Origin of the sequence: Oxynema mangrovii CENA135 (genome assembly GCF_016632315.1) — a bacterium.
In the GTDB taxonomy this organism is placed as follows: domain Bacteria; phylum Cyanobacteriota; class Cyanobacteriia; order Cyanobacteriales; family Laspinemataceae; genus Oxynema; species Oxynema aestuarii.
Window position 1 is genome coordinate 2862170 of record NZ_JAEOXH010000001.1, and the last position, 13286, is coordinate 2875455.

Below are 13286 nucleotides of genomic sequence, written 5' to 3' on the forward strand. Positions count from 1 at the left end.
CGGCAGAAACGGTTGGCTAGAGTTGGCTGAGGATAGAGGATGCTGCGCCCATGACGATTGGTATTTTTACGACGGATACAGAGGGGATCGTCCGTTCTTGGGACGATCGGTTGGCGGCGATGACGGGGATTCCGGAAGCTGCCGCCCGGGGTCGGGAGTTGAGCGAGTTGATTCCCGATCTCGAAGCGCGGGGGTTGGGCGATCGGTTTCGGCGGGTGTTGAGCGAGGGAACGGTGGAAACCCTTTCGCCGTTGTTCCATCGCTATTTGATTCCCTGTCCTCCGGCGATCGCCTCGTCGGGTTTCGAGTACATGCAGCAAAAGGTGACGATCGCCCCGTTACAGGAGGATACGCGGATTGTTGGGGCGATCGTCACCGTGGAAGACGTGACCGAACGCTTGGAACGGGAACGACAGGGGGGTTCGGAGGCTTCGGCGGCGGCAGTGAAGGCGCCCGCCGCCGCCGAAGCCAAAACGCGCTTGGAAGACCTCCGGGACGATCGCTGGGACGTCCGACGGGCGGCGGTGGATTCCCTAGTGCGCGAAAGCGATTCGGAGACGATGGTAGAACTGTTGCGATCGCTGCGGGCGGAACACGCCAATCCGAGCGTCCTCAACAGTATTTTGCAAGTGTTGGTCTTGAGCAATCTCGACCCGCTTCCCGCCTTGATCGAATGTCTGCGCGATCCGGAAGTGGATTTGCGGATTTACGCGGCGCTGACCTTGGGCGATCGCCGCGATCCGCGCGGGATTCCGGCCCTGATCGAGGCCCTCGACGACCCGGATGCGAACGTTCGCTATCACGCGATCGACGCCTTGAAACTGTTGAAAGCCCGCGAAGCGGTCGATGCGATCGCGGCGATCGCCGAATCGGAAGATTTCTTTTTGGCCTTTCCCGCCCTCGAAGCCCTGATCCGTATCGGGGACGGTACCGTAGCCCCGCGTCTGGTTCCCTTGCTCGATCGCGAGCTGCTCTACCCCACCACGGCTCAATTGTTAGGAACCCTCGGCGATGCTAGCGTGGTGCCGCCGATGGTGGCCACGATCCGGCGCTGGTGCGAGCCGCCTCCAGAGAGTTCGGCAGCGCCGCCGGATTCCCTGTCGCCGCCTTTGAGCGAACGCCTGCGGGCTGTCGTCGGCGCGATCGCGGCCATTTACCGCCGCTACGACAAAAATTATGGGGAAGGGGCTTATATCGTCGAACTCACCCGCCACGCCTTCGGCGCCGATCCTCCGGCGCTGATGCCCCCCCGAGAATGCGAAGCGCTCCTGTGCGCGCTCTCCGGGGCCACGGGTTCGGAACTGAGCGACTTGGTGCTCCTGCTCGGATGGTTCCAGGGAGAGGCGATCGAAACGGTCTTGGTGGAACTGTTAAACGAACCGAGTGTTAGAAATCAGGTATTATATACGATTAGTCGCTACGGCAGACGGATATGTGAGAAAGTGTTGGAGCAGTTGGAAGCGCCCAGTTCCTCCACCCGCAAAGCCGCCGCGATCGCCCTCGGACGCATCGGCGACCCCCGCGCCGTCAATCCGTTGACCGAACTGCTGCACGCCGAGCCGGAGCTGGGGGTAGCGGCGGCCAATGCCCTCGCTCAAATTGGGGACGCTCAAGCGTTCGAGTCCTTGCTCGAATTGTTAGGCCATCCCGAAGCCAGCCTGCGTCTGGCGGCGATCGGCGCCCTCAATTCTTTGGGACATCCGGACTTGAGCACTCGGATTTTCGAGTGCTTGGGGAATTTCGACCCCTACGTGCGCGAGTCGGCGGTCAAAATTGCCGGATATTTCGCCTTTCCCAACTGTTTCGAGCGCCTGTTCGCCTGTTTGACCGACCCTCACGAACGGGTTCGCCGCGCCGCGATCGAACAGTTACCGTTATTTGAGGACCTCGGTCACTTCGGCCAAACCCTGCCCCACGCCTGCGAGATTTTGCGTCAAGCCCTGCGAGAAGAAACCCCCCCGGTGCGAGCGGCTGCCGCCCACAGCTTGGGTCACTTCCCCTGGTCGTTGGCCTTCGATCCTTTGCGCGAGGCTCTCGACGACGAGGATCCCTGGGTTCGCTATCATGCGGTGCGATCGCTGATCAAAAGTGCGAAACATCAGGTTCGAGGCGATCGCACTACCGCGATCGACGGCGAGGCGATCGCCCTGCTGCTGGACCGACTCCAACACGACCCGGCCAATCCGGTGCGGGCGGCGTCGGCAGAAGCTCTCGGACATTTCGGCGCGGTGGAAGCAGTTCCCCTGCTGGTCAGCTTGAGCGACAGCGACGAAGGCGGCGGCGACGTGGCCCGGGCTGCAGTTCAGGCATTAGGGGAAATCCTCAGCGAACCGGACAGCAACGAAGAGACCGAGGAAGCCCTCGCGGCCTTGTTGAAAGTCCTGCGATCGCGCGATCCCCAACGACGGCTCCACGCGATCCGCGCCTCGGTGGACTGTCCCAACCCGGAGATCGAAAAGGTTTTGCGCTGGCAAGCCGCGACCGAAAACGATCCGATGGTGTTCTTGGCGGCGATCGATGCCTTGTCCCGACGGGGAACGGATTCGGCGATCGCCACCTTGATCGAATTGACCTTAGAATCGCGCTGCCGCGAGGCTTGTATCGACGCCTTGGCCCATCGCGAACCCCGCGACTGCCGCCCCCTGGAACGACGGATCGCCGCGATCGCCCAAGGATTGAGCCACCGCCATCCCGAAGCCCGACGCGCCACCATCGAAGTCCTCGCCCGCTTGAAACATCCGGAAGCCTCCGCTCTCGTCCTTTCGGCCTTAGACGACGGCGACGCCAGCGTGCGTCTGAGTGCCACCGTCGCTCTCGGTCACTTGGGCAATCCCTGTGCAGAAACCAAATTGGCTCACTTAGCTCGCCACGACCCAGATATCGGCGTGCGACGGGCCGCTCAAAAGATCCTGCAACATTAGTAGAGGCGATCGCCCCGCTTGCCCTATCTTTTGGGGTTAACCTTTCAACGCAAACCAACAATGACTTTCGTTTCAGAACCCCTGGATTTACCCGATACGATATTTGTCCTCTTGCGCGATTTAATTCACGAACGCACGGGCTTGTATTACGAACCGGGCAAACGAGAGATGCTAGCTTACAAGCTTTCCCCGCGCGCGATCGAGTGTGGCTGCGATTCTTTTTTGGACTATTATTACCTGCTCAAATACGATGCCAATGCCCATCATGAATGGATGCAAGTTTTAGATGCCCTGGCGGTTCCCGAAACTTTTTTTTGGCGCGAAAGCGAGCAAATCGAAGCCCTCGTCGATGTCATTCTTCCTCAATATTGGCAGGCAAAAACCGGAACCTCAATATTGTCAAGACCGTTGCGGATCTGGAGTGCGGCTTGTTCCTCCGGGGAAGAACCGCTCTCGATCGCGATCGCCCTTCACGAAGGGGGCTGGTTCGAGCGAATGCCGATCGAAATTTATGCGACCGATGCCTCCACTCGGGCGATCGCTCAAGCGAAAAAAGGTCTCTATCGCGAGCGTTCCTTTCGCACGATCTCGCCGACGCTCAAACGCAAATACTTTATTCCAGACGGACACCAATGGCAGATCGCCCCCGAGATTCACCGCCGCATTCAATGGGCCGTTACCAATTTACTCGTTCCCAGTCAAAATTGGAAATTTGCCGGGTCGGATGTTATTTTTTGCCGCAATGTTTTTATCTATTTCTCCGAAGATTCGATCCGCAAAACCGTTTCCTTTTTTTTCGATCGAATGCCCAGTCCCGGATATTTATCGATCGGCGCTTCCGAATCTCTTTTAAAACTCAATACCGATTTTCAGTTTCAAGAAATTGGAGGTGCTTTTGTTTATCTTAAACATTAAATGACTGCCCCGTCTTCGACACTCGACGTGGCTTGAGGATTGAAAAGTCCTCGTACTCATCGGGAAAAGGATTGAGAACGAGCGATCGATCGCCGATTGATGATAATTGCCGATGAATTCCCGGGAAATTCGGGAAAACTAAGACTGGGAAATCCGACCACATTTTCTCTTCTCGCTGCGGTGCATTCAGACGAAACTTGAGGACATCAATTTTACATAATTTTCGCGCGAACGCACCCACTCTTTTCGCTTTTTTCAGTCACCCCTGGGGAACCATTGTCTTAACAATCCCCCCCGTAAACCCTCCCGATTCTGGCAATCTCAACGTCGATCGTAGGTTCGAGTCTCATTCCAGCCAATGTCCCAAAAATGTTTTTATTTTGGAGATTGTTGCAATGGCTAAAATCTTAATTGTAGATGATTCGAGTTTGGCTCGCCGGATGTTACGTCAAATTTTAGAACAACGGGGTCATACGACCCTAGAAGCATCCGAAGGACTGATGGCGATCGAACAGTATTTTATCGAAAAACCCGATCTAGTTCTGCTCGATTTAGTCATGACGGGAATGCCGGGTCTTGAAGTACTCGAACAGTTATGTCAAATGGATCGAGATGCCAAAATTATTGTCGCGACTGCGGACCTTCAAGACATAACGCGATGCGAAGTGGAAAAAGCCGGAGCAAAAGCCGTTATTAACAAGCCATTTATGGCCACCAAAGTGATCGATGCAGTCAATGGCGTTTTAGGAGGCTAGTCACCATGACCATACTTAACGAACAGCAGCAAGATGCAGTTACCGAGTTAATTAATATCGGTTTTGCTCGCACGGCAGCATCGTTATCGGACTTGACCGGACATCGCATTTTACTCAATGCTCCCCAAGTTTCCGTCCATCCGATGGAAGAACTTTTACCAGAACTCAGCAGTTTTATTCAAGGAGAAGTCGCAACAGTCAGTCAAATTTTCAACGGGTCGATCGCCGGAAATGCTTTATTAGTTTTGAACTACGAAGGGGCAATGATGCTTACCGATTTGCTATTGCCTCACGATTACCCATCGAGTCACCGTCTCGACGCTTCCGCCTGTGAAGTTTTGACGGAAGTTGGTAATATTTTGCTCAATGCTTGTTTGAGTGTGTTCGGTAATCTTCTCAAGATTTATATCTCTTTTTCCGTGCCGAGTTTGCATCTCGAAGCCCTCAGTGTTTTACTCGATTCCCTGACCATCGGCGATGAGGGAATGAAATACGCCCTCGTGGTTTATACGAAATTCACAATGCGCGATAGTTCTGTCAATGGATATTTATTAATTGTTTTGGGGGTTCTGTCTTTAGATTCATTTCTTGAGGCGATCGATACTTGGTCGCAATCGGGGGAATTGCCAACTTAATCGCAATCGATAGTTAACGGAACAAATCTAGGGTTAGATCGCTCGAACAGAGCAATTCAACTGAGTTTTAATAACCGAGGGATTTTCCAACCGTCGAACTCCTGGGAAATCATAGCTCTCAAGATATAGGAATTTCATTGAAAATGTAAACCAATTCTATAAAAGGTCACAGGCGATCTGAGGGAAAATAACAAAAAAACAACAAGATCTGAAAAGTCAATTAGAAGAAAACTTTCAATTATCCTTTAAATTTGTAAATGGCGGATTTAAATCGATGAAAATGGGTTTTTCAAGCATTTTAAAGAAGATTTTTAATTTTCATTCCTAGAAGGGCGATTCTCCTCGATCCACGCTCCGCGATCGCCCCTACAATAAGTCTGCAACAACTCGGATAAGGCGAGCCATGTCTACCGTCCTCCAACATCATTCAAATCAATTTGAGATGTTTTATTTTCTCTAATATTTTCTCTAATTAGGCCAGTGACACATGAATCAAATCATCAAAGTGCTAATTGTGGACGATTCTGCTTACGTCCGTAAAATGGTTAAAGAAATGTTGTATCGCAGTCCGTTTATTGAAGTGGTAGGGACGGCGCATAACGGTCAAGAAGCATTGGAACTGGTAGAACAACTCAACCCAGACGTGGTGACTTTAGATTTGATCATGCCGGAAATGGACGGGGTGGAGTTTTTGCGCCAGCAAATGGCAAAGCGACCGATTCCGGCAATTGTTGTCAGTATTGCCAGTGAAGATGGCCAAAAAACTCTCGCTGCTTTAGAAGCGGGAGCGGTAGATTTCGTTCACAAGCCGACGGCGTTAGCGACAGAAAAAATTTTTGAAATTAGTGACGATCTGATTGAAAAAGTGAAAGCAGCCGCCACGATCGCCCCCCATCATTTATTAGGAACTGAAGTGAAACCGCAGGTAGTTTCGTCGCCGCTTTCGGCTCAATTTCACAAATCGGTGGATTTGGTGGCGATCGGCATTTCTACAGGCGGTCCGCAAGCTTTGGCGAATTTGATTCCTCAGTTGCCCTCCGATTTTCCCGTTCCGATCGCGATCGTGCTGCACATGCCTGTCGGCTATACGGACATGTACGCCCGCCGTCTGGACGAGCAATCCTCCCTGACGGTCCTGGAAGCGGAAGAAGGGCAAATTTTACGTCCCGGTCTGGTGACGATCGCCAAAGCGGGGCGCCATCTCAAGTTCCTGGTTCACTCGGACGGGACCACTCGCGTCCATCTCGATGCCCGTCCCTTCGATACCCTGCACCGTCCCTCGGTGGATGTCATGTTTCGCTCGGCGGCGGATATTTTCGGCGCCCGGGTCTTGGGAGTTGTGATGACGGGTATGGGTTGCGATGGCAAGGAGGGAGCCGCCTGGATTAAGGCGAAAGGCGGCACGATCGTGACGGAAGCCGAGGAAAGTTGCGTGGTTTACGGAATGCCGCGATCGCTGGTAGAAGCGGGATTGAGCGATCGCCAGGTTCCCTTAAAACAGATGGCTCAAGTGATTCTCAATTCCATTTGAGATGGGGGAGTTGAGAGTTGAGAGTTGAGATGGAGACGGATTGGTGAACTCTCTGGCTGTTTTTTATGGAATGGTTCCCACGCCCTTCTCGCCTCCGGCTAATCTACCAAGATCGTCTGTCCCGTGTCGCAACTTTGACGGATGGCGTCGGCGACTTGTAAAGAATAGAGACTTTGTTCGGGGGTGACGTAGAGGGGTTTTCCCGTGGTGAGGGTATCGAGGACGGCTGCGGTGTCGCGGGCGAATAAACCGCGACGGGAAGAGACGGGGAGTTCGGTGGTTTGGTCGTCGCGCACGAGGAGTGCCGTATCGCCATCGATCGTGAGGGTGGCGCTACTCCCATAAACTTCTAATTTTCGTTCGGCTTTCCAGAAGCGATCGCCTTTCCCATACACGATTTCGGCGATCGCGCCGTCGGCGAGACGCAGTTGGGCGTCACACAAACAGGCGGTGTAAAATCCCGGTTCGGAGGCGTCCCAAAATTGGCTCTGTCCGCTTACGGTGGCGACGCGACCGAGGGCATCGGTGATTCGGTGAACTCGGGAGAGGGCGCCGACGAGAGGAAATCCAAACCAATCGCGATGGTAGGTCCACTTTTGGGGGGCGGGGCGTTTGGGGGAAAAGGTGATGTAACGGGCGTAAAAGACGCGCCCGACGGCTTCGAGGGCGTCTTTGAAGGCTTGATGAACGCCGCCGAGGAGTTCGATATGTTCGACGTGGAGCAGTTGACGGCGATCGCGCGCCAGTTGGACGATCGCCCGGGCTTCGCCGGGGTCGAGGGCGAGGGGATATTCGACGATGACTTGTTTTCCGGCTTCCAGGGCGGCCCGGGCAATCGCGCCGTGGTCGCGGTTAATCGTACAGATAATAATGAGGTCGAGATCCGGGCGATCGAGCAGGGTTTCCCAGGAGTCGAAGGCTTGAGCGCCGTAAGTTTGGCTGAATTCCCGAGTTTTTTCGGCGCGGTGTCCCGCAACGGCGACCAAGCGGGCGCGATCGTCTTGTTGTAGGTAATCGGCGCGCAGTTTCGCCGCAAATCCAGTTCCGACCAGTCCGACAGTAATCGGAGTTTTCATAGACAAATTCATAAACCATCCAGTGGCGATTGAGTGGCGATCGCGCGGCGATCGCTGTTTTCACGTGCATTATCCACTTATCTGGTCTTGCCCGATCGCCGTTCGAGCTTGAATTCTAGGCTCCGTAGCGGCGATCGCGAATCGTGGGTCGGAGATCGGGCAACAGAAGGACCAGCATAGGTATAAGCAATCAGGATGAAATTAGAAATTTTTATAATAAATTTTGTTTAAAACTCAGCCTTTAGTGGGGTTGCAACCTTCGATTTTTCCCGTACTATCTATGATATGAGAAACCTACAACTTGACTTACCTCTTGATTGAGCCGTAAGTTATGTATTAGGTAAACTTATCTTTATCGTCGATTAATTTGAGAGGATTACTGAATGGCCAGTTATAAAGTCACCCTGGTTAACGAAGCTGAAGGACTCAACACCACCATCGAAGTTCCCGACGACGAATACATTCTCGATGCTGCCGAAGAACAAGGCATCGACCTCCCCTACTCCTGCCGTGCGGGTGCTTGCTCCACCTGTGCTGGTAAAATCACTGCCGGAACCGTGGATCAATCCGATCAATCTTTCTTAGATGACGATCAAATCGAAGGGGGTTACGTCTTGACTTGCGTCGCTTACCCTACTTCCGATTGCACGATCGAAACCCACCAAGAAGAAGCTCTCTACTAGGAATAGCGAACGACAAGCGGTCTGGGTGCCGCCACTTCGGCTCTCAGGATCCCGTCAGCCGCAGGAGAATCGCTCAGATGCCCCGTGCGGCGATCGCGAAGAAATAAAAATCAAAGAATTGAACAGTAGGGTAGGGCATACCCGAATTCACGCTTGGGGAGTCGTTCCGTCAACAGACTTGCTGTAACAACTGTAGTCGGACGCTTCAATGAAACGGTAAAACCTATACTAGCCCTTCGATTTTGCTCGGGGTTGGTGGAGGCCAGATTCAGCCCAAGAATCCTCGCTCTTTAAGGACGAGGAATGCCAAATTTTAGGGGTTACCTATTTTAGGTAACCCTATTTTGTAGCAAGGGAGTCGCGAGAATTCTATATCGTTCCAGATTCACTCAATCTAAACTCTAAACTCTAAACTCTAAAATTTCTCCTCCCGACCTCCTTGGGGATCTTGCCAAAAAACAATTTCTCGATCGATGGGACGCACTTCGGTTCCGGGGAAATAAAAGGTAAGGATGCGATCGCTGGTCCATCCCAACCGAGCTAGATTGTGGGAACCATACTGACTCAAACCGACGCCGTGACCGAAACCGCCGCCGATAAAGGCATAACCTTCGAGCTTTTTATCTTTGTCGTACATCGGTTCGAGATAAAATAAGGTACTCAACGGGGCGTAAAAGCCTTGCAAAATTTCATCTTTTCGCAAGGTCACCGAACCGAGATCGGTGGTGACTGTCAGTTCGATCGCCCGTCCGGAGGGACTGCGTTTGACAACTTGTGCTTCTCGAATCGTTTTAAAATTGCGTAGGGGATGATTTTTGGACTGGAGATAGTCTTTCAAGTCCTTATTCATGTCCGCCAGTTTGCTTTCTTCCCGCCAGCGAAATAAATCGGTTTTGTCTTCGTTAAACCCTTGTTTCAAGCCGATAAAACGGCGAAAATTCTGCTCGTCACTGAGGGAATTGCGCCCTAAATCCCAGATGTTGGTTACGGCGTCGAGGCGCGTTTGCAGGTAGGGGCGATCGTTGCCGTCCCACATATCCGTATAAGGAGAGGTGACGCCGCCACTGGTGGAAGAATACAACGCATCGACCAGCTCGTTATTGTAGGTCAGCACTTTACCCGCCGTAGCGGCGATCGCGCGATCGGCGGGTTCCCAAGTATTCCCCAGCCCTTTATACACCTGACAGGCACTACTGGCGCACAGTTCGTAGCCGTCGGTCTCGAAGCGCCGCAAATTTCGTAACGCATAAGTCCGCGCTAAAATCGCCTGGGCTTCCACGGCTGCATCCGGCGCCCCCGCCCCGATTTCGTGAGGGACGACGCCGCGCAAATAACTTTCTAACGGGACTTCGTTGACGAGGGTGTAAGTCCCGTAAGCGTCCGGTTGCAGTCGCAGTTCGCCCCCATACAGTCGCGGTTCTGGGTCTTTCTCGCCTCTGGCGACTTGGATGCGATCGTTACTCGCAGAAATTTCTAAAAACCGACGGTGATAGCGAAAACCGTCGAGGGTCCAACTCAAGTGAGGAATGCTCTTATTCACTTCTGTATTGAGAAAGGTCAATTCGTGACCGTTGGTTTGCAAACTCTGCAAGAGCAAACGACGCAATAGGGGCGTATTGTATACGTCGCGCTTCGCCCAGACTTGCCAGCGCCCGCCGGGACTGGCGAGTTCGACCTCGATCCCTTGTTGCTGCCATTCTTGGGCGCTTTGTTCGGCATTCTCGAAACTGCGGTGAATGCTCAACACGACCCGTTCCTCAATTTGCGGTTGGGGGAGGGGTTGGTTTTCGAGTTCGATTTTGACTTGTTCGGCTTCTAGGGTTTTGGGATTGCCGTCGCCGCCTTCAAAGCGCAAATAAAGGGTATTTCCGGCAAGGGGTTTAACAATGAGGTCTCTTGTCTCTTTGCTCCCAAAACGCTGGATGACGCCGATTTCCATGAGGCGGTTGGACTCGCTGGCGCGGGTCGCGTCCGGGAAGGTCGCCGCGCCACACAGGAGGGTGAAGGCGCTGATGGCGGTCAGGGAGAGTCGCCGCCACCGGGTTTTTCGGCGATCGCGCGATCGTCTCCCTGCAAACAGTCCGGCAAGACGAGCGATGTTAACCTGAGTGCGATCTCGATAGGACATGGATGGTCTCGGTTGGCGAAAGGGCTAAAAACACGATCTATTGCTTGCAAATCTCATCACCGGTAAAAGCGGTCAGGATGGGATCGCTCGCTTCGATGTTGAGTGGGGTCGAGAGTGAATCCGCTAGATAAAACTTACCCAAACTTACCCATCAAGTCTGAAAGCTTGATGAACAATACGTTTGAGTCGATTTTACTTCCTGCTTCTACCAAGGGAGTTGGCTCGCTCTTGTCCACAGGCGTTAATTTGGCCGTAGCTCGACCTATTTTTTCCAGATTTTTGGCTGCGTTTAAATCTCTGTCTATTTTGAGATGACAATGGTCGCAACCAAACAGTCTTTCTGATAAGAGTAATGAGTCTTTAATGCTTCCACAATTAGAACAGATTTTACTAGATGGATAAAATCTGTCTACGATTATTAGTTGTGACCCATATATTTGGCTCTTATATTCCATCTGCCGTCGGAATTCATAAAACCCCATATCGGCGATAGATTTAGCTAGTTTATGATTGGCCATCATGCCTGATACGTTTAAGTCTTCTATCACATTAACGGCGTGGTTCTTGCATAATTGTGAGGTCAACTTATGTAACGTATCTTTTCTGAGATTAGCGATTTTCCGATGGAGTTTTTGGACTTGAAGCTGGGACTTTTTTCGATTGGCAGAGCCGAGACTTTTTCGGCTAACTTGTCTTTGGAGTCTAGCTAGTTTATTTGAATGCTTTTTATATGCTTTTATTCCTTCTATACTTACTCCCGTTGATAAGGTGGCAAGCGCTTTTATCCCCAAATCTATCCCCACTACATCTGTTTTCTTATCGGTGGGGGTCACGTTGACATCTATTTTAAACGAAATAAACCAGCGATCTGCCTCTCGACTAATCGTCACATTTTTGGGTTGATAATTCCCCGATAATCTTTCATAAGTTTTCAGAATTCCAATGACAGGAACCTGAATTTTATTTTCAGATAATATTTTTATGGTTCCATCTAGAGTAAAGCTGTCTTGTCTGCCTTTTTTCTTAAATTTAGGTCTAGATTTCTTTTTTTTAAAGCAATCTTGCCACGCCTGGGCGAGATGTCTGAGAGCGTATTGAGGGGCACACTTAGAAACTTCGTAATACCACAGATTCTCTGGTTTTACTAACTTATTTAACCACTTATGTAAGTCAATAGCTGTGGGAAATTTGATTTTTTCATCGGGACTACAATCGGCATTATGTGATAAAATTCCTAAACACAACCCGTGACCCCAATTGTAAGCATGACGCGCCACTCCCGCATGACGAGCGAGTTTTTGTCGTTGGGTAAGATTAACTTTAAGTTGTGTTTTAAACCCTAATAACATGGAGTTAAATGCTCTACGCTACCAATGGCGCCTAACTAGAGCTAATTTTACCACCACTGATGACTTTATTAACAATTCAGTTTCTAGAAATATTGGTCAATGCTCCGGGAATTTCTCACGATTTGAGTAAGATTGAGTAAGATTGGGTAAGTTTTCGGCTTCTGTAGTTAACCCTTGAACAGTATAAGAAGCTCGGCTGATTCTCGCCGTTCGCCCCGTCAGCCGATCCAGGTGTCCGTCCACGGTCCGCCGCCGACTTCTACGCCACAGGAGGAACTCGTCGCTTCGAGCAAGATGGTTCCGTCAAGGCGCGATCGCATTTCCAAGCGCAACTGACCCGCCATCGTATCGCGACAGACGTAGACCAAGCCTTCCCGCGTGGGCGCCCTTAATGGGGTTCCCGGTCGTGTGGTGGTGCCGACTAGTTTAACTTCGAGGTCGTCGTTGCACGCGGTCACGATCCATTTTCCCCACGGTTCTACGCGCCAATGGACGCGCGCGTTCCACGGTGCAAATTCGTAAAAGCGATCGCGATAATGAATCCCCACCAAGGCGACGGACTCCATCCACCACAAGACGCCGCGCCTTCCCCCGCCTGCGGTTAAGGCTAAATCGGGTTCGCCGTCGAAGCTATTGCAGTTGAGCCAAAACCATTTTTCCGGGAACGACCCCCCCCAATTTTTTTCGCCGTAAGCGGGGGCTTTGTCAAAGGTGTAACGCTTGTCATTCCATTCAATCCACCCGGTGGCCCAACCGTGAGCCATCAAAATTTGCCATCCGGGTTCAAAAATGGGCAAAAATGAGAGCAATCCGCCACTCGATCTCTGGACGTCGTCGCGATCGCCCCAGCCGTATATTGGCGCGATCGCATATTGCCAGCGACAAGATTTTCCCGTTCCGGGATCTTCGAGTTTACCTTGGTGCCAGGTTGCGGTTGCTTGATAGCCTTCGCGGACGTGGCGATCGAAGGTTTCCGGTTCTAACCATTGCGGTGTCAGGCTGCTGTCGTGGGCTTTCCAATGACCCAACCCCAAAGGATCCGCCGTCGCCCAAAATGATCCGACATCGGCAAAGGTCCGACAGAGATAGCCGTCATCGGGTCCGAGGATTTGGGCGCCGCCGCCACTGTAGGGCGACCCTCCGCCGGGATCTTCGATGGAGTACATGAAGGCGAAGGTCTGGTTAATGTCGGGAAGGGTTACCCGATAATACCAGCCTTCAAAAAAACGGCGATCGCTCCCGTCCCAGTGATAGCCGCTATGGGGGGTTTGCACTGTTTTCCAGTCAGACATG

Annotated in this window: 10 protein-coding genes; 6 read left to right on the top strand and 4 right to left on the bottom strand. The window is 52.1% G+C overall.

The window, feature by feature from the left end; translation table 11 throughout:
• Positions 1-50 precede the first annotated feature (50 nt).
• From JJD41_RS11195 to JJD41_RS11215, 5 genes are all read left to right on the top strand, one after another.
• Entirely contained in the window at positions 51-2921 is a 2871-nt protein-coding gene (locus JJD41_RS11195) for a HEAT repeat domain-containing protein (protein WP_200665986.1), read from the top strand.
• Positions 2922-2981: 60 nt separating this feature from the next.
• Positions 2982-3836: a CheR family methyltransferase gene (locus JJD41_RS11200; RefSeq protein WP_200665987.1), complete on the top strand. Its 855-nt coding sequence runs from the start codon at positions 2982-2984 to the stop codon at positions 3834-3836.
• 395 nt (positions 3837-4231) lie between these two features.
• Positions 4232-4591, top strand: coding sequence for a response regulator (locus JJD41_RS11205; protein WP_168568407.1), 360 nt, complete (start codon positions 4232-4234; stop codon positions 4589-4591).
• A gap of 5 nt (positions 4592-4596) precedes the next feature.
• Entirely contained in the window at positions 4597-5226 is a 630-nt protein-coding gene (locus JJD41_RS11210; protein ID WP_168568408.1) for a chemotaxis protein CheC, read from the top strand.
• 487 nt (positions 5227-5713) lie between these two features.
• The gene (locus tag JJD41_RS11215) at positions 5714-6757 is read left to right on the top strand and encodes a protein-glutamate methylesterase/protein-glutamine glutaminase (RefSeq protein ID WP_200665988.1); all 1044 of its coding nucleotides are present in this window, start codon (positions 5714-5716) and stop codon (positions 6755-6757) included.
• A 98-nt stretch (positions 6758-6855) separates the two neighbouring features.
• On the opposite strand, the gene JJD41_RS11220 is transcribed toward JJD41_RS11215, so the two are convergent.
• Positions 6856-7833: a Gfo/Idh/MocA family protein gene (locus JJD41_RS11220; protein ID WP_234488592.1), complete on the bottom strand. Its 978-nt coding sequence runs from the start codon at positions 7831-7833 to the stop codon at positions 6856-6858.
• Positions 7834-8216: 383 nt separating this feature from the next.
• Between JJD41_RS11220 and JJD41_RS11225 the strand changes: the two genes are divergently transcribed.
• Positions 8217-8516, top strand: coding sequence for a ferredoxin (locus JJD41_RS11225; RefSeq protein ID WP_168568411.1), 300 nt, complete (start codon positions 8217-8219; stop codon positions 8514-8516).
• A gap of 415 nt (positions 8517-8931) precedes the next feature.
• On the opposite strand, the gene JJD41_RS11230 is transcribed toward JJD41_RS11225, so the two are convergent.
• The 3 genes from JJD41_RS11230 to JJD41_RS11240 all read right to left on the bottom strand — a co-directional run bounded on the left by JJD41_RS11230 (position 8932) and on the right by JJD41_RS11240 (position 13285).
• The gene (locus tag JJD41_RS11230) at positions 8932-10644 is read right to left on the bottom strand and encodes a SpoIID/LytB domain-containing protein (RefSeq protein WP_200665989.1); all 1713 of its coding nucleotides are present in this window, start codon (positions 10642-10644) and stop codon (positions 8932-8934) included.
• 134 nt (positions 10645-10778) lie between these two features.
• Positions 10779-11993 (bottom strand): RNA-guided endonuclease InsQ/TnpB family protein, encoded by a 1215-nt coding sequence (locus JJD41_RS11235; protein WP_234488593.1) that lies wholly within the window; start codon positions 11991-11993, stop codon positions 10779-10781.
• 218 nt (positions 11994-12211) lie between these two features.
• Complete coding sequence (locus JJD41_RS11240; RefSeq protein ID WP_200665990.1) at positions 12212-13285, bottom strand: tocopherol cyclase family protein; 1074 nt, start codon at positions 13283-13285, stop codon at positions 12212-12214.
• Between the last annotated feature and the right edge of the window lies 1 nt (position 13286).